Raw genomic sequence first — 17192 nt, 5'->3', positions numbered from 1 at the left:
TCTTACGCAAACCTCCCCCGCTTCCTTTCATTCAGGATTGAGACAAGCCAGATATCCCGGCCTACATGCCCGCCAGTTGCGCCCGGATCGCGGCGGCCAGAATTGTGATGCCCTCGGGAATACGGGCGGTCGGGATCGTCGAAAACCCGATACGAATGTAATTCTTCGGCGGATCCTGCGCCGCATAAAACGCCGATCCCGGTTCGATCAGCATGTTCCTGTCGCGCAGGTCCACTGCCAACTGGTCCGCATCCAGCCCCTCGGGCCCTTTCAGCCAGAGAGAGGCCCCGCCAAAAGCTGCCCTGATCGCGGGGTGCAACCCTTCCGCCTCCAACGCGGTGCGCAGCACCGAATGGCGCCGCCCCATCCGGGCGCGCATCCGCCTTGCATGGGCGTTGTAATGCCCTGCCGAAAGGAAATAGGCGGCGGTGCGTTGGGTCAGACCGGGCGGATGGCGCACCATCATCGTGCGTAGCGCGCGGGCATGCTGCACAAACGGTTCAGGCGCGGTCATGTATCCAAGCCGCAACCCCGGAAACACAGATTTCGAGAAACTGCCGATATAGATCACGCGCCCCCGCTGATCGAGCGATTTCAACGCAGGCAGACCGGGGCTTTGATAGCTCATCTCATAATCGTAATCGTCTTCGACCACGATGAAATCCTCTGCCTCTGCCCGGGCCAGCAGCGCCTCGCGCCGGGCCATCGACATCGTTGCCCCGGTCGGCGCCTGATGGCTGGGCGTCACGAAAACCACCCGGGTGCCCGGCGGAATCCGGTCGACGATCAGCCCCTCCCGATCCACCGGCACGGGCAGAACCGGCGCGCCGAGTGCCTTCAGAAGATTGCGCAGTTCGGGATAGCCCGGTTCCTCCATCACGATGGCCCCGGCCCGGTCCGGGGCCAGCAGCACCCGGGCCGCCAGCCACAGGGCATTCTGCGCCCCGGTGGTGACCAGCACCTCTTCCACATGCGCGGCCACCCCGCGGCCCGAAATGCTGCGCTTGATGATCTGTTCCAGAAGCATCGGGTCATCGCGGTCGGCAGCATCATCTGCCACCCGTTCAAAATACCGTTTGCCAAGGGCCTGCCGCGCGCAATCGCGCCAGTCATCCACCGGGAAATGCCTCAGATCCGGTTCTCCGAAGATGAACGGGTATTGAAACCGCCGCCAGTCAGCGGTTTTCGCCTGTGACCCAAGGGCGGCAGGGGGCGGGCCAAGGCGCGCGGACCAGTCCAGCTGATCATCCGGCACCGCAGTCGCAGACCCCACCGTATCGCGCCGGTTGGGCGCATCATCGGCCACGAAAAACCCGCTGCGGGCATGGGGCACCACATAACCGCTGGCCACCAGACTATCATAGGCAAGGCTGACAGTGATCCGTGAAATGCCCAGATGACGCGCCAGGGCCCGGGTGGCGGGCAGCCGGTCACCCGGCGAAAACCGCCCGTCCCAGATCGCGCGCGTGATCGTCTCTTTCAGCCGGGTCTGCAGCCCGACCGACGGGTCCTCGGATAAAAAGATATGATGCTCGGATATAACGGCCACGCGGCCTCCACTGGCGGCTGGATGCCGGGAAAACCATGCGCGGGCGCAGAAAAAACCGCAAGAGAGGAGAAAAGCTGCGGATCAGGACAGCCGGAGAGGGCCCGTACCAGCCCGCCTTTGGCGGTCCGGAGCATATTGGCGTTGCGTCAAGTGGGATCGCACTCTGCCATCTCAATGACTGTCGCGACCAACCTCATTGCCCCGGCAGCCTTTCAGGAAATCGAAATCAGCGCCGGTATCGGCCCCTTCCACATGGGTCTGAAACAGCTGCGCATAACCGCCATTGACCGGGTCCACAGCGGATTGCCACGCCGCCAGCCGCCGGGCAATCTCGGCCTCGGGCAGGTCCAGATGCAGGCGGCGGTTTTCAACATCAATCTCGATCATGTCGCCGGTGCGCACAATCGCCAGCGGGCCGCCCACTGCCGCCTCGGGCGCCGTGTGCAGGATCACCGTGCCATAGGCGGTGCCCGACATGCGCGCATCCGAGATACGGACCATATCGGTGATCCCCTTGCGCAGCACTTTCGGCGGCAGGCCCATATTGCCCACCTCCGCCATGCCGGGATAGCCCTTTGGGCCGCAATATTTCATCACCATGACGCAGGTTTCATCAATCTCCAACGCCTCGTCATTGATGCGCGCCTTGTAATCGTCGATATCCTCGAACACCACGGCACGGCCCCGGTGCTGCATCAGATGCGGACTGGCCGCCGAGGGTTTCAGAACCGCCCCTTTGGGCGCCAGATTGCCGGTCAGCACCGCAATCCCGCCCGCTTGGGTCAGCGCCTTTTCGACCGGCAGGATGACCTCCTCATTCCAGTTTCTGGCGTCTTTCACCTGATCCCAGGCGGTGCCCCCCGAAACGGTCAGCGCCTCGCGATGCAGCATCCCCGCCTCCCCCAGATGTTTCAGCACCACGGGCAGGCCACCGGCATAGAAAAACTCTTCCATCAGATATTTGCCCGAGGGCATCAGATTGACGATGGTCGGCACATCGCGGCCAAGCCTGTCCCAATCCGCAAGCGTCAGATCCACGCCAACCCGGCCCGCCAGCGCCAGAAGATGGATCACCGCATTGGTCGACCCGCCGATGGCCCCGTTGGTGCGAATGGCATTCTCAAACGCCTCCCGCGTCAGAATATCGGACGGTTTCAGATCATCCTTCACCATCTGCACGATCCGCCGGCCGGTCAGTTGCGCCATGACCCTGCGGCGGCTGTCGACCGCCGGAATCGCCGCATTGCCCGACAGCGCCATGCCAAGCGCTTCGGCCATGCTGGCCATGGTCGAGGCCGTACCCATCGTGTTGCAGGTGCCGGTGGACCGGCTCATCGCCTGTTCGGCGTCCAGAAAATCCTCCTGGGTGATCTTCCCGGCCTTGATGTCTTCGGACATCTGCCAAAGCGCTGTGCCCGACCCGACACGTTCGCCGCGAAACCAGCCATTCAGCATCGGGCCGCCGGTCACAACAATCGACGGAATATCGGTGGAGGCCGCGCCCATCATCAGGCTTGGCGTGGTCTTGTCGCAGCCCACCAGCAACACCGCCCCGTCAATCGGCTGTGCGCGCATGGTTTCTTCCACCGCCAGCGCCGCCAGATTGCGATACATCATCGCCGTCGGGCGATAGGTGTTTTCCGAGGCCGAGAAAACGGGCACTTCCAGCGGGAAGCCGCCCGCCTCCCACACGCCTGCCTTCACCTTTTCGGCCAGGTCCCGCAGATGCCCGTTGCAGGGCGTCAGATCCGACCAGGTGTTGAGAATGCCGATCACGGGCCGCCCGTCGAACAGGTCATGGGGGTGGCCCTGATTTTTCAGCCAGCCCCGGTGATAGATCGCATCCCGACCGGTGCCGCCATACCATTCCTGGGAGCGGAGTTTGCGGGGCCAGTCGGCGGGTTTGAAAGGCATTCTATGTACTCACAGGGGATGAACGCGCAGCATCTGCGACGGCGCGGGAGCCGGTGCAGCACTGGTCAGTGTATTGCGAAGCGGCAGGCCAAACCCGGGCGCCTCGATCTCGAAGATATCCCCCGGCTCCGTCCGGACGCCTTCGGCGAAAGACAGGGTCGCGGTGCCGAACATATGCACATGCACATCGCCGGGCTGACGGAAGATGCCGTATTTGAAATGGTGATGTTCCAGATTGGCGATCGAATGGGACATATTGGCCGCCCCGGACAGGAACGCGCCTTCGAAAATGGTCTTGTCGCCCCGGCGGATGCGGGACGTGCCGCGAATATCCTCGGGCAGGTCACCCACCAGAATTTCGGGGCCAAAGCTGGCCGGGCGCAGTTTCGAATGGGCCAGATAAAGATAATTCACCTGCTCCATCACATGATCCGAAAACTCGTTGGAAAGCGCGAAACCAACCCGGAACGGGGTGCCCTCCGCGCCGATGACATAAATGCCCGCAATCTCGGGTTCCTCGCCGCCATCATCGGCGAAATCAGGCGAGATCAGCGCCCCTTCGGGCGGCACAACCGCCATGCCGGTGCCTTTGTAGAACCATTCAGGCTGGGCACCGGCCGCGCCATTGGCGGGTTTGCCGCCCTCCAGCCCCATGTTGAACATCTTCATGGAATCAGTCAGCGCGGTGTCTTCCGCCGGGCTCTGGTGCATCGCATCGCGGGTGGAGGCGGATCCCAGATGGGTCAGCCCGGTGCCGGTGAGGTGCAGATGCGCCGGATCGGGATGGGTGATGGGCGGCAGAACACGCCCCTCCTGCAGGGCACCCGCCAGATCGACCGAGCGGCCAAAGCCAAGCTCTTCGATACAGGCGACAAGAGACGTGCCCGCATCCGCGCAGCGCAGGGCCAGATCATAGACATTCTCCACCCCGTTGACGGTGAAGGCTTCGGTTCCCTCGCGGGCCACCACATGCCGGGCACCCTTGGGGGTGATGATCTGGGACAATAGCACGGTGTTCTCCTCAGCCCTTGTTCTTGTTCAGCACGTCGAAGATGACGGCGGCCAGCAGCACCAGACCCTTGATGACCTGTTGCCAGTCGATGCCGATGCCCAGGATCGACATGCCATTGTTCATCACCCCCATGATGAACGCGCCCGCAACAGCGCCCACAATCGTGCCCACCCCGCCCGACATCGAGGCCCCGCCGATAAAGACGGCGGCGATCACATCAAGCTCGAACGCGGCACCGGCCCGTGGGGTTGCGGTGTTCAGACGGGCCACAAAGACCAGCCCGGCAAGTGCGGCCAGAAAGCCCATATTGGCGAAGGTCAGAAAGGTCAGCCGTTCCGATTTGATACCCGACAGTTTGGCGGCCTTTTCATTGCCGCCAATGGCATAGATCCGGCGCCCAAGCGTGGTTTGACCGGCAATGAAACTATAGGCCGCGATCAAAAGCGCCATGATGATGAACACATTCGGCATGCCGCGGAAATCCGACAGCAGATAGCTGAGATAGATCAGCGCAATGAAGATCACCCCGTGCTTGCCGGCAAAGAACACGAAAGGTTCGTCGACAATGCCGGTTTCCTGATGCCGCATCCGTTCGCGCACAGCCAGAAACAGGATGGCCGAGGCCAGAAGGAACCCCACCACAAGGGTCAGCATATGCAGGTTTTCACCGCCCAGAAGATCGGGCACGAACCCCGATGAGATCAGCTGGAATTCCGGCGGGAACGGGCCCACGGACTGCCCTTCAAGCAGGGCCAGCGTCAGGCCACGGAAAACCAGCATCCCGGCCAGCGTGACGATAAAGGACGGGATCTTGTAATAGGCCACCCAGAACCCCTGAATGGCGCCGATCATCGTGCCGACCGCCAGACAGACAATGGCGGTCAGCACGTAATCTATTTCAAGATTCACGATCATCACCGCCGCCAGCGCCCCGATGAACCCCAGAACCGAGCCGACGGACAGGTCAATATTGCCCGAGACGATCACCAGCAGCATGCCGATCGCCATGATCACGATATAGCTGTTCTGCAGGATCAGATTGGTGATGTTGAGCGGGCGCAGAAGAATGCCGCCCGTCATCACCTGAAAGAAGGCCATGATCACCACCAGGGCGATCAGGATACCATATTCCCTGATGTGTTTCTTGATGAACCCGGTGGCAGAGATGCCGGTGGCTGATGCCTGTTCCATTCGCTTATTTCCCTGATTTCAGGATCATGGACATGATCTTTTCCTGAGTCGCGTCGGCGGTTTCCAGATCGCCGACAAAACGGCCTTCATTCATCACATAGATACGGTCGGTGATGCCCAGCAGTTCGGGCATCTCTGAAGAGATCACAACAACCGAACGCCCGGCGGCCGCCAGATCGCGGATGATGGTGTAAATCTCGAATTTCGCGCCCACATCAATGCCGCGGGTCGGTTCATCCAGGATCAGGATATCAGGGTCGGCAAACAGCCATTTCGACAAGACGACCTTTTGCTGATTGCCCCCTGACAGATTCACCGTGTGCTGTTCGATCGAGGAACATTTGATATCAATCCTGTCGCGGAAATCGCTGGCGACACTGCGCTCGCGTTCCCGGTTGACAACACCATAGGCGGCGATGGCCTCCAGATTGGCAAGCGGGATATTGTTGCGGATCGTGTCATCCAGCACCAGACCCAGATTTTTGCGGTCTTCGGTCACATAGGCCAGACCGGCATTGATGGCGCGCGGGATGGTTGACACATCCGCAGGCGCACCATTGATCACGACCTCGCCCGTAATGTTGCGCCCGAAAGACCTGCCGAACAGGCTCATCGCCAGTTCGGTCCGCCCTGCCCCCATCAGCCCGGCAATGCCGATCACCTCGCCCTTGCGCACGGAAAAACTGACATCATCGACCGACAGCCAATCCTCATGTACCGGGTGGTGAACGGTCCAGTTCCTGACCTCCATCACCGTTTCGCCGATCTGCGGCGCACGTTCGGGATAGCGGTCCTGCAGATTGCGGCCCACCATATCGCGGATGATATCGTTTTCACTGACCTCGCCATGGCTGCAATCCATCGTGCTGACGGTTTCGCCATCGCGGATAACGGTCACGCTGTCGGCCACTTTCGCGATCTCGTTCAGCTTGTGGGAGATCATGATGGCCGTGATGCCCTGATCACGGAAGGTCATCAGCAGGTCCAGAAGCGCATCGCTGTCGCTTTCATTCAGCGATGAGGTGGGCTCATCCAGGATCAGAAGCTTGACCTCCTTTGACAGCGCCTTGGCGATTTCCACCAGTTGCTGTTTTCCCAGCCCCAGATCATTCACCTTGGTTTCCGGGTTCTCTTCCAGCCCGACCAGTTTCAGCAATTCTCCGGTGCGCCGGATTGTACCGCGCCAGTCGATGATGCCCCTTGCGGCCTGCTCATTGCCCAGAAAGATATTCTCGGCAATCGACAACAGCGGCACCAATGCCAGTTCCTGATGGATGATGATGATCCCATCCGCCTCGGTCTGGGAAATGTCGCGATAGGCTTTGACCTGCCCTTCATACACGATCTCCCCGTCATAGGTCCCATGGGGGTAAATCGCGCTGAGCACTTTCATCAAGGTGGATTTTCCGGCGCCGTTTTCGCCGCAAACCGCGTGAATTTCGCCCCTGCGCACCTTGAGATTGACATTGTCCAGCGCTTTCACGCCGGGGAATTCCTTGGTGATCCCGCGCATTTCAAGAATGTAGTCCATAATACGGGTCCTAACGGCGGATACGATCTGCCCGGATATCCTGCAAATACTGGCTGGTGCGGGCGCTGGTGGTGCCTGGTTGAGGCCGCCGAAATGGCGACCCCAACTCAAACAGAGAGGGAGAGAGAGATTATATGATCAGATCACTCGATCTGATCTGCGGTGTAATAGCCCGATGTGATCAACACATCTTCCCAGTTCGCAGCCGTCACCGGGACCGGACGCAGCAGGTAGGAGGGCACGACAACGACACCGTTATCATAGGTCTCGGTATCGTTGATCTCCGGCTCGCCCCCGTCCAGAAGCGCATCCACCATACCCACGGTCACCCGGGCAAGCTCCCGCGTGTCCTTGAAAATCGTGGAATACTGGTCGCCGCGCAGAATAGCCCGGATCGAGGGAACTTCGGCATCCTGACCCGAGATGATCGGCATCGCCACGCCGCCCGAGCCATAGCCGATGCCCCGCAGGGACGAGATGATACCGATCGACAGGCCATCATAGGGCGACAGAACGCCATGCACGTCCTGATCAGTGTAATTCGCGGATAACAGGTTATCCATCCGCGCCTGGGCCACGGACCCATCCCAGCGCAGGGTGCCAACCGTGTCCATGCCCATCTGGCCCGATCCGATCACGATATCGCCAGAGGCGATCAGCGGATCGAGAACCGACATCGCGCCGTTATAGAAGAAATAGGCGTTATTGTCGTCCGGGGAGCCGCCGAAAAGCTCCACATTCCACGGGTGCACATCGCCAAAACGGTCGTTCAGCCCGTTGACCAGATTGGTCGCCTGCAACACGCCCACCTCGAAATTGTCGAAGGTTGCGTAGTAATCCACATGGGCGCTGTTCCGGATCAGCCGGTCATAGGCGATCACCTCGATCCCAGCGGCATCCGCATTGGCCAGCGCGTTGGACAGGGTGGTGCCGTCAATCGCCGCGATCACCAGCGCATCCACGCCAAGGGTGATCATGTTCTCGATCTGGGCCAGCTGGTTGGGAATATCGTCCTCGGCATATTGCAGGATGGTTTCATAGCCCGCAGCCTCGAACTGTTCGACCATCGAATTGCCATCGGAAATCCACCGGGCAGAGGATTGCGTGGGCATCGAGATGCCAATCGTGCCATCCGCAAGAAGGATCGACGGCGCAGCCAGCAGGCTTGCGGTCAACGCAGCGCTGGCAAGGGTTTTTGTGAATGATGTCATATGGTCCTCCCCGGACATGCAGGCAATCTGCGCAAGCCCGTGGATCGGGCCGGTCAGACATGCATCTGCATTCAATTTAGGTTTCCTGTTAACGACCTGAGGGGCAAATGCTCCCTTATCCCCTATCGGGTCGCCGCGCCTTTTGTGACGCAGGATCATGGGTAGGCGGGCATAATATAAGTATCAAATCAAATTATTGGTCATTGATATACCTATTTTTGTATATCACTATGGCAGATGATGACGAAAACCCCACCGCCCCCGCTTGATGACAGTTTGCAGGACAGGCTGGCCCGTCGTGGTCTGAAACTGACCCATCTGCGGCTGATCGCAGCCCTGGGCCATGCCGGTCAGGTCAGCGCCGCCGCCGCCCGTCTGAACATGGCGCAACCGGCGGCCTCGCGCCTGTTGACCCAGCTTGAACAGATATTCGGCGCGGCCCTTTATACCCGCCATTCCCGGGGGATCGAACTGACCGGCTTTGGCAAGCGCCTGGCCCGCCGCGCAGATCAGATCCTGCGCGATCTGGATGATATCGACCGCGAAATCTCGGAAATGGGTCAGGGGGTCAGGGGCCGGGTCCATATCGGGGCTGTGACCGGCCCGGCGCTGGAAATCGTCCTGCCGGTGATCCGGCAGATGCGCGTCACCCATCCGATGATCGAGGTCACCATCACCGTCGACACATCCCCCAAACTGGTGGATGGCGTTCTTGACGGAACGATAGATTTTTTCCTCGGCCGCATTCTGGGCGGTGTCGATGCCACACATTTCCGGGAGATTGTGATCGACGTCGAACCGGTGACGCTGATCGTGCGCACCGGCCACCCCCTGACCCGGGAGCGGAAGATCAGCCTGGAACACTGCATGGAATATGACTGGATACTGCAGACCAAAGAGGGGCTGCTGGCGCAAACCGTCGAACGGTATTTCGCGCGCACCGGCATGTCGGTGCCCAAACGCATTCTGCGCACATCCTCGTTGCTGATGACGCTGGCCCTGATCAGCCAGTCCAACGCGATTGCGCCGGTTGCGGCCTCGGTTGCCGATTTCTATGCCAGGGGCGACGGGATGCGTCATGCGATCACCAGATTGCCTGTGGCGCGCGATCTGGCAGTCTCGGAATATTCCCTGATCCACCCAAGGGCGCGCGAGATGTCGCCGGCCTCTCAGGCATTTTATACCGCAATCGAACGCCAGATCCGCTCAAGAACACCCGGAACACGCAAACCCGCCGGGGCGGGCGCAGCTTCCTGAACCGGGCGGGTCAGCCCATGGGTATCTCGACCACCGAGCCCGCATGCGGGCAATGTTCCAGCAGATCGGTGGCAATGCGGATGCGGGCGGATGTGACCAGCAGCCGGGGCTGCGGCGCGGGCAGAAACACGCAGGAGGTGGGCCGGGGAAACGGCACCGGGATCGCCTCAAGAAACCCGCCATCGGGGCTGTATTTTCGAATGCACCACCCATCCCACATCGCAACCAGCAGATTGCCGTCAGGGTCCACCTCCAACCCGTCGGGGTTGCCCGGGACATCCCTAGCAAACCGGATCAGATCGCGGCGATTGGCAATCCGGCCCGTGGCGGCGTCAAAATCATAGGCAAACAGGACCCGGTCGCTTGTATCAATCAGATACATGGTCCTGGTATCGGGCGCCCAGCCCAGACCGTTCGGCAGGGTCAGGCCGGTTTCCATCCTGCAATGCGTGCCATCCGGGTCGACCCGATACAGCGCCCCTGCCCCGGCGGACAGGTTGAAGGCCAGCGAGCCGATCCAGAACCGGCCATGGCTGTCCAGCTTGCCGTCATTGAACCGGTTGGTGGGGATATCCGCCTCGGGATGGCCCAGATCCTTCAGGGTCTGGCCGGTCTCGATATCCATCACCCGGATGCCCGACAGGCTGGCCAGCAGAAGCCCCTCGCCTGTATCCGCAATCGCGGTCACCATATCCTTCTGGCGGAATTTTGAGGTCTGCCCGCTGGTCAGATCATGGCGGAACACGCAAGGCCGGCAGATATCGACCCAGTAGAGATATCGCCGGTCGCGGCTGATCACCGGCCCCTCCCCGATCAGATTATCCGCCTGCGAGATCAGGTTGAAAACCCGCGTCGGAAGATCCGCCGGGCGCCGGGCGGTGGAAACCGGGCGCGGCACGCCGCCCGCCTGCAAAGAGGCCAGCCGCGTCGCCTCGATCACGCTTGGCCCAAGCCGGTGCAACGCATCACGGTCCAGCCGGCTGGTCGCCCCGCTCAACCCGATTGCGGCAACCGTGATCCCCCGGTGATCGACAATCGGCGCGGCGACGCCGGAAATGCCCGGCATGTCCTCCTCGATCTCGATCGCATAGCCCCGGGCATTCACCAGATCCAGTTGCCAGGTCAGCTCGCGGACATCGCGATAGACCGGGCTTTGGCGAATGGCCGCTGCATCATCGTTCAGCAGGCGGGTGCGTTCGGAATATCCCAGCCCCGAAATCAGCGCCTTGCCAATCGCAGAGCGCCACAACGGCACCCGCTGCCCGACGCGCGGCTGTTCCCGCAGATGGTGGCGGCTTTGCAGCTCATCAATATAGACGCCGCCATCGGGGGTCAGGATCGCCAGCAGAATGGTTTCGCCGGTTTCGGTATGAAGCTTCTGCATCTCCCCCATGGCCGCGCTGCGCAGATCAAGATCGCGCCAGACCTGCCGCGACAATTCGAATATCCGCATGCCGAGGCAATAGGTATTTGCGCCAGAATCGAACCGGACCATCCCATGATCAACCAGAGTCGCCAGCAGACGATGGGCGGTCGGCTTGGTCATTCCCAGCCCGGCCATCACGGTCCGCAACGAAACCGGATCTCCCTGGGACCCCAGAAAACTGAGTATTTCCAGCCCTTTGGACAGGGTTGCTGAACGCGCCTTCGGCGGCAGATCGGTCATTTTTCAAAAGTCCCATCCTATTGACAGAGAGAAAGCGCAACTGTATCGGTAGCTCAAGTATCTCAATTGTCAAGATAGCATCTCATTTATCGAGACGATCAATGGAGCTAAACCTTACTTCCCGCCTGACGGTCATCACCGGTGCCGCCAGAGGCATCGGCGCCGCCGCGGCCGAGGCGTTCGCGGCGGAAGCTGCGCATCTGCTGCTGGTGGATCGTGACCCGGATGTTGAGGATATGGCGGCCACCCTTGGCGGCAACGCGTATGTGGGGGATCTGGCAGAGCCCGGCACGGCGGCAGAGATCGCATCGGCGGCGGAACCGCTTGGCGGCGCGGCGATCCTGGTGAACAACGCGGGCATTTCACGCCCCGGCGCCCTTGCAGAGATCACCGATCAGGACTGGGCCGCGGTCATGGACATCAATGTCAGCGCCGCCTTCCGCCTGACCCGGGCGCTTTGGGGCCAGCTTCAACACCATGATGGCGCGGTGATCAATCTGGCCTCTTTCGCCTCGAAACGGTCCACCCTGTTTGGCAACAACGCCTCTTATGTCGCCTCGAAACATGCGATTGCCGGGCTGACACGGGCCGCCGCATTTGAAGGCGCGCAAACCGGTGTGCGGGTGAATGCCGTGGCCCCGGGCGTGGTCGAAACCGATCTGGTCAAGCTGCATGACGCAGAAACCCGCGAGAAAATCCGCGGTTTCATTCCGCAGAACCGCTATGCCGACCCATCCGAAATTGCCGATCTGATCCTGTTCCTCGCCTCGGCGCGCGCGCGCCATATCTGCGGCGAGGTCATCAGCATCAATGGCGGGCTTTACATGGATTGATGATGGACCATGCTTTCGACATAACCGCCATCCGGCACTGGATTGTGCATGTGCCGCTCAGCTCTGCCATTTCCTGGTCTTCGGGCAAGCGCACAGGCTCCACCCGGCTGATCTGCGAGGTGACCACACGGGGCGGCATCAAAGGCTATGGCGAGACGATCTGCCTGCTGGATTTCGTGCCGGTGGTGTTTGAAAAGCTGGTTGTTCCGACCGGGCTGGGCCGCAAGGTCACCGATGTGGAACAGCTGACCCGCGCAGCCGAGGGTGCGGGGTATTACCATCACAAACGGGCGCTGGTCTTTGCCCTGTCAGCCCTTGAAATGGCGATGTGGGATGCGCGCGGGAAATATGCCGATATGCCCCTGCATGAGATGTGGGGCGGCGCCTATCGCTCTGAAATCGAGATCTGCGCCTATGTCTATATTTCCGACCCGGAAAAGGTGGCCGAAGAACTGATCGGCTATCGCGATCAGGGGTTTCGGTCCTTCAAGCTGAAAGTCGGGCTGGACCCGGAGCAGGATATCGCGCTGGTCCGCAAGGCGCGTGAGGTTCTGGGGCCCTCGGCCAATCTGCGGGTGGACCCCAATGGCGCCTGGACACCGGCCATGGCCAAGCGGATGATGGCGCGGCTGGCGCCCTATGATCTGCAATATCTGGAACAGCCCCTGCCGGTGGAGGATATCGCCGGGGCGGCCCTGCTGCGCGCGGCCTCTCCGGTGCCGATCTGCATCGACGAAGGCGCCTATACGCTGCAGGAGACGATGACCGCGATCCGCATGGGGGCGGCAGATGTAATTCTGGTCGATCCCCATGAAACCGGCGGGCTTTGGTCCTGCCTCAAGGCCGGGGCGGTCTGTGAGGCGGCGGGCATTCATGTGGGCATGCATTCGGGCGGCGAACTGGGGTTGACACAGGCCGCCTATCTGCATCTGGCAGCCTCGATGCCGAATGCGAAAATCGCGCTGGATACGATTTATCAGCATCACGCCGATGACATCCTGAAAGACCGGATCGTGTTCGAGAATGGCCATGCCGCCGTGCCCACCGGCCCCGGTCTGGGGGTCGAGGTCGATCTGGACAAGATCGCGGCCTATGAAACCGACACCATCACCTCGGCCTATCTCAACCCCGACAAACCGGACTGGTTTGCCGAGAAACCGGCCTTCTGATGGCAATGCAGGCCCATATGCCCTGCGCGCTGGTCACCGGCGGCACCAGGGGGCTTGGCGCGGCAACGGCCCTTTGTCTGGCCAAGGCGGGCTGGTCCGTCATCGCGGTCGGGCGGGACCTGCCTGCCGATCCGCCGCCGCATGAGGCGATCCGCCATGCCCGGCTTGATATCGCCCGCGAGGCGGATGTCGCCACGTTCATGGCCGATCTGAAAGCCGAGGGCACCCGGCTGACCGGTCTGGTCAACAATGCGGCCCGACAGGGCGGCGGGCCGATCACCGGGCAAAGCCGCGAGGACTGGCAGGGCTTTCTGGATGTGAATATCACCGGCGCCTGGCAGATGATCAAATACGCCCTGCCCCTGATGACGGATGGCGGGTCGATTGTGAATACCGGCTCGGTGGCCTCGGTCGCGGGGTTTGCCGAACGGGCCGCCTATTGCGCCTCGAAACACGCGCTTCTGGGGCTGACCCGGGCGCTGGCCGTCGAACTGGCGCCCCGGAAGATCAGGGTCAACCACCTTGTTCTGGGCAGTTTCGACACGCCCGGATTGCAGGCCCTTGCAGCGGCCAATGGTAAATCCGTCGACGCGTATTCTGACCGGCAATTGCTGGGGCGTCTGGGCACGCCCGAGGAAGCGGCACAGGCCTGTCTGTTTCTGATGTCGGAACAGGCCGGGTTTGTCACCGGCACATCCCTGACCGTGGATGGAGGATTTCTGGTCAAGGTCGCCCATGAAGACACCAAATCGCAAACTTAAGTTCAATCACTGATGGGAGGAAAAACCATGAAACGAACGATACTTGGCGCGGTGACCGCGCTGTCCACCATTCTTGCCCTGCCCGCAAGCGCCGAGACCGGCCTTGTGGTCGCGGGCTCGGAAGCGGTGGATTCCCTGCTGGACCGCATGGCGATCCGGTTTGAGGAAATCCTGTCGGAAACCGGCGGCGATGCCTTTGATGTCAACCTGATCCGCGGCCAGTCCCTGGGCAGCGCCCAGCAGGTCATGGAACAGCATCAGGCGGGCTCTGTTGACGTGATGTATTCACGCCCGGACTGGTTCACCTCCAACGTGGCCGATTTCCAGGTGATGAGCTGGGGCTTCACCTTCCGCGACCGCGACCATATGCAAAACTTCCTGAACAGCGACATCTTTGCCGGGATGAACCAGCAGGTTGTGGACCAGATGGGCGTGCGCGTTCTGGCCGCAGGCGTTGACCAGCCGCGTATCCTGTACACCCGGATGCCGGTCAACAGCATTGATGACATTCAGGACATGCGCATGCGTGTGCCCGGCATCCGTGCCTATCTGCAAATGTGGGAAACGGTTGGCGCCGTGCCCACCCAGATTGCCTGGGCCGAGGCGTTTCTGGCGCTTCAGTCCGGCGTGGTCGATGGCGCCGAAGCAGATGCCTCGGGCGCCTATAGTCAGCGGTTCCATGTCGCGGCACCCAATATCACCCTGACAAATCACGTGATGTCAGCGGCGCATATTTCGGTGAATGAAGCCACCTGGGAAAGCCTGTCGGCGGAAGATCAGGCAATCTTGCAGGATGCCGCGGCACAGGCCGTGGCCTGGATGTCGACCCAGGCCCAGTCGGAAAGCCAGGGCGTTCTGGACACCATGGTCGCAGAGGGCGCAACCGTGTCCGATATCGACAATGAACCCTTCGCGGAACGCGCCGGTGAGGCGGTTCCGGCGATGGAGGCCGAAGGCTTGTGGAGCGAAGGGCTCTGGCAGCGCATCCGCGACCTGTAACAGCCATTTTATCCGGGGCCGGCCCATCATCGGCCGGCCCCGGGCACGTCTTGGGGAGGGACAACAGCCATGACATCCATCACCGGTTTCCTGCGCCGCAGCCTGCGCCTGATCGGGCAGGTCGAGATGGCGCTTGCCGCGATCATCCTGTGCGCGATTGTTCTGATGATCCTGATGCAGGTTCTGTTGAATGCGGGCCTGGGCAATCCGATCACCTGGGAACAGGAGGCCGGGGCCTATGCGCTTGTCTGGCTGACCTTCCTTGGCGCGTCAATCGGGCTGAAACAGATGCGCCATGTCACGATCAGCTCTTTCATCGGGCGCCTGCCCCTGCGGCTGCGCTATCTTGTGCGGGCCTTTGTCTTTGTGGCGATCATCTGGACGCTTCTGGTCATCCTGCGGGAATTGCCGCCGATCATGCGGATCGAGGGGCGCTCCGACACTGTGGCGCTGCCGATCAGCCTGCCCCGCTCCTACTTCTTCTCGCTGCCGCTGATGCTGGCCAGCGGGTTGATGGTTCTGACCTCGGTTCTGTATCTGCTTGAGGCGCTGATCGGTGCCCTGCGCGGCGGTGATGAGACACCGGCCAGTATTCGCCCGGTGATGGAGTAAGCCTGATGATCTGGATTCTGCTGCTTATTCTTGTGGTCCTTGTTCTGCTGGAAATGCCGATTGCGCTGGCCCTGCCCGCCTCGGCGCTGGCCTATCTGTTCATCGCCGATACGGTGCCGCCGATGCTGGTGGTGCAGCGGGTTGCCTCGGGGCTGGAAAGCTATGTTCTGCTGGCCATTCCACTGTTCATTCTTGCAGGAAACCTGTTCAACTCCGCCGGGATCGCCGCGCGTATATTCGACTTTGCGGTGACGCTGGTCGGCCATATCCGGGGATCCCTTGGGCATGTGAACATTGTTGCCAGCGTGATCTTCTCGGGCATGTCGGGGGTGGCGCAGGCCGATGCTGCCGGGCTTGGCGCGGTCGAGGTGCGCGAGATGAAGCGCCACGGGTTCAGCGCCGAATTCAGCGCCGCGATCACCGCCGTTTCCTCGATCATCGGGCCGATCATTCCACCATCGGGCATCATGATCATCTATGCGGTTCTGGCCGATGTCTCGGTCCCCGATCTGTTTCTGGCCGGGATCGTGCCCGGTGTCGTGATGTCGATTGTTCTGATGGGGGTCGTCTACTGGCTGGCCAAAACCGGGCGGATCGACGCCCCGGTCCTGCCGCGCCAGAAACCTAAGGATATCGGCGTGGCGTTCTGGCGCGCCCTGCCTGCGCTTTTGGCCCCGGTCTTGCTGATCGGGGGTATCCTGACCGGCTATACCACCCCCACCCAGCTTGGCGCGTTGACGGCGATCTATGCGATCATCCTGGGTTTCGCCACCAAAGACCTGACCATGGCAGGGCTGTGGCAGGCGATCCGGGAAACCATATCGACCTGCGGGGTGCTGGTGTTCATCATTGCCGCCGCCACCCCGTTCAGCGCCATTCTGGCCATCGAGGGCGTGCCCGGCGATCTGGCGCGCATTCTGCTGTCGATCAGTGATAACCCGCTTGTGTTGCTTCTGATCGTCAATATTGCGCTGCTGATCTTTGGCTGTGTGATGGATACAACCGCCATCCTTCTGGTCGCGGTGCCGGTGCTGGTGCCGGTTCTGACCTCTATGGGGATTGATCCTGTGCATTTCGGGCTGGTGATGGTGATCAATCTGCTGATCGGCACCTTGACGCCGCCTTTCGGCATTCTGCTTTTCGTGATGACCGAGGTGGCAAAGGTCGAATACCGGGCTTTGTTGCGACAGGTCGCCCCGTTCTACATTCCGCTCTTCGGGTTCCTGATCCTGATCACCTATTGGCCGTCATTGTCCCTGACGCTTCCCGATCTGGTGTTTGGTCGGTAACCGAAGCCCCCTTTACGGGGAAGCGCCGGGCGAAGCTGCGGTTTTCGCCCGGCGTTTTGCCATCAGGCGGCGTGGAAAACGCGCGTTTTCCACCCGGATTTCTGCAGAAATCCGATGCGCGCATCTTCCGTATGCCGATTTGCTCGGATTCGGTATTCCCGTTTGGATTGAGCCGTGATTCCTTGTTTGAAGAATTCA

General features: G+C 61.2%; 14 protein-coding genes. 7 read left to right on the top strand and 7 right to left on the bottom strand.

The features are described from left to right. Positions 1-61: 61 nt before the first annotated feature. From pdxR to chvE, 6 genes are all read right to left on the bottom strand, one after another. Positions 62-1549, bottom strand: a complete 1488-nt coding sequence (gene pdxR, locus E2K80_RS03400) for a MocR-like pyridoxine biosynthesis transcription factor PdxR (protein WP_238475639.1) — start codon at positions 1547-1549, stop codon at positions 62-64. Positions 1550-1720: 171 nt separating this feature from the next. Next, positions 1721-3463, bottom strand: a complete 1743-nt coding sequence (araD, locus tag E2K80_RS03395) for an L-arabinonate dehydratase (RefSeq protein ID WP_135372785.1) — start codon at positions 3461-3463, stop codon at positions 1721-1723. A gap of 9 nt (positions 3464-3472) precedes the next feature. Next, positions 3473-4474 (bottom strand): AraD1 family protein, encoded by a 1002-nt coding sequence (araD1, locus tag E2K80_RS03390; protein ID WP_135372783.1) that lies wholly within the window; start codon positions 4472-4474, stop codon positions 3473-3475. Positions 4475-4484: 10 nt separating this feature from the next. Beyond that, positions 4485-5666 carry a multiple monosaccharide ABC transporter permease gene (gene mmsB / locus E2K80_RS03385; protein ID WP_135372781.1) on the bottom strand — a complete coding sequence of 394 codons (1182 nt, stop codon included), beginning with the start codon at positions 5664-5666 and terminating at the stop codon, positions 4485-4487. Positions 5667-5670: 4 nt separating this feature from the next. Then, positions 5671-7197 (bottom strand): multiple monosaccharide ABC transporter ATP-binding protein, encoded by a 1527-nt coding sequence (mmsA, locus tag E2K80_RS03380; RefSeq protein WP_135372779.1) that lies wholly within the window; start codon positions 7195-7197, stop codon positions 5671-5673. Positions 7198-7340: 143 nt separating this feature from the next. Next, complete coding sequence (gene chvE / locus E2K80_RS03375; RefSeq protein ID WP_135372777.1) at positions 7341-8408, bottom strand: multiple monosaccharide ABC transporter substrate-binding protein; 1068 nt, start codon at positions 8406-8408, stop codon at positions 7341-7343. A 237-nt stretch (positions 8409-8645) separates the two neighbouring features. Here chvE and E2K80_RS03370 point away from each other — a divergent pair, with 237 nt between their 5' ends. Then, a complete protein-coding gene (locus E2K80_RS03370; RefSeq protein WP_210405421.1) occupies positions 8646-9665 on the top strand; it encodes a LysR family transcriptional regulator in 1020 nt (339 codons plus the stop codon). A 10-nt stretch (positions 9666-9675) separates the two neighbouring features. On the opposite strand, the gene E2K80_RS03365 is transcribed toward E2K80_RS03370, so the two are convergent. Continuing rightward, positions 9676-11331: an SMP-30/gluconolactonase/LRE family protein gene (locus tag E2K80_RS03365; RefSeq protein WP_135372773.1), complete on the bottom strand. Its 1656-nt coding sequence runs from the start codon at positions 11329-11331 to the stop codon at positions 9676-9678. 101 nt (positions 11332-11432) lie between these two features. Between E2K80_RS03365 and E2K80_RS03360 the strand changes: the two genes are divergently transcribed. From E2K80_RS03360 to E2K80_RS03335, 6 genes are all read left to right on the top strand, one after another. Continuing rightward, positions 11433-12164: an SDR family NAD(P)-dependent oxidoreductase gene (locus tag E2K80_RS03360; protein WP_135372771.1), complete on the top strand. Its 732-nt coding sequence runs from the start codon at positions 11433-11435 to the stop codon at positions 12162-12164. Positions 12165-12166: 2 nt separating this feature from the next. After that, on the top strand, positions 12167-13333 hold the full coding sequence (locus E2K80_RS03355) for a mandelate racemase/muconate lactonizing enzyme family protein (protein ID WP_210405420.1): 1167 nt from the start codon (positions 12167-12169) through the stop codon (positions 13331-13333). Continuing rightward, positions 13333-14094, top strand: coding sequence for an SDR family NAD(P)-dependent oxidoreductase (locus E2K80_RS03350; protein WP_135372767.1), 762 nt, complete (start codon positions 13333-13335; stop codon positions 14092-14094). The genes E2K80_RS03355 and E2K80_RS03350 overlap by 1 nt, the downstream gene beginning before the upstream one ends. A 27-nt stretch (positions 14095-14121) precedes the next feature. Further along, entirely contained in the window at positions 14122-15093 is a 972-nt protein-coding gene (locus tag E2K80_RS03345) for a TRAP transporter substrate-binding protein (RefSeq protein WP_168193088.1), read from the top strand. Between the two features lie 69 nt (positions 15094-15162). After that, positions 15163-15705 (top strand): TRAP transporter small permease, encoded by a 543-nt coding sequence (locus E2K80_RS03340; protein ID WP_135372763.1) that lies wholly within the window; start codon positions 15163-15165, stop codon positions 15703-15705. Positions 15706-15710: 5 nt separating this feature from the next. Then, a complete protein-coding gene (locus E2K80_RS03335; RefSeq protein WP_238475638.1) occupies positions 15711-16994 on the top strand; it encodes a TRAP transporter large permease in 1284 nt (427 codons plus the stop codon). Positions 16995-17192: the final 198 nt, after the last annotated feature.

Origin of the sequence: Rhodophyticola sp. CCM32, from assembly GCF_004751985.1 — a bacterium.
Lineage (GTDB): Bacteria > Pseudomonadota > Alphaproteobacteria > Rhodobacterales > Rhodobacteraceae > Rhodophyticola.
This window is presented reverse-complemented; position numbering and strand designations above follow the sequence as displayed.

Coding starts and splice junctions, on each gene's coding strand:
- E2K80_RS03345 (WP_168193088.1), top strand. CDS start 14,122: ATGAAACGAACGATACTTGGCGCGGTGACCGCGCTGTCCACCATTCTT.
- E2K80_RS03340 (WP_135372763.1), top strand. CDS start 15,163: ATGACATCCATCACCGGTTTCCTGCGCCGCAGCCTGCGCCTGATCGGG.
- E2K80_RS03350 (WP_135372767.1), top strand. CDS start 13,333: ATGGCAATGCAGGCCCATATGCCCTGCGCGCTGGTCACCGGCGGCACC.
- E2K80_RS03370 (WP_210405421.1), top strand. CDS start 8,646: ATGATGACGAAAACCCCACCGCCCCCGCTTGATGACAGTTTGCAGGAC.
- E2K80_RS03335 (WP_238475638.1), top strand. CDS start 15,711: ATGATCTGGATTCTGCTGCTTATTCTTGTGGTCCTTGTTCTGCTGGAA.
- mmsB (WP_135372781.1), bottom strand. CDS start 5,666: ATGGAACAGGCATCAGCCACCGGCATCTCTGCCACCGGGTTCATCAAG.
- E2K80_RS03360 (WP_135372771.1), top strand. CDS start 11,433: ATGGAGCTAAACCTTACTTCCCGCCTGACGGTCATCACCGGTGCCGCC.
- mmsA (WP_135372779.1), bottom strand. CDS start 7,197: ATGGACTACATTCTTGAAATGCGCGGGATCACCAAGGAATTCCCCGGC.
- araD (WP_135372785.1), bottom strand. CDS start 3,463: ATGCCTTTCAAACCCGCCGACTGGCCCCGCAAACTCCGCTCCCAGGAA.
- E2K80_RS03355 (WP_210405420.1), top strand. CDS start 12,167: ATGGACCATGCTTTCGACATAACCGCCATCCGGCACTGGATTGTGCAT.
- E2K80_RS03365 (WP_135372773.1), bottom strand. CDS start 11,331: ATGACCGATCTGCCGCCGAAGGCGCGTTCAGCAACCCTGTCCAAAGGG.
- chvE (WP_135372777.1), bottom strand. CDS start 8,408: ATGACATCATTCACAAAAACCCTTGCCAGCGCTGCGTTGACCGCAAGC.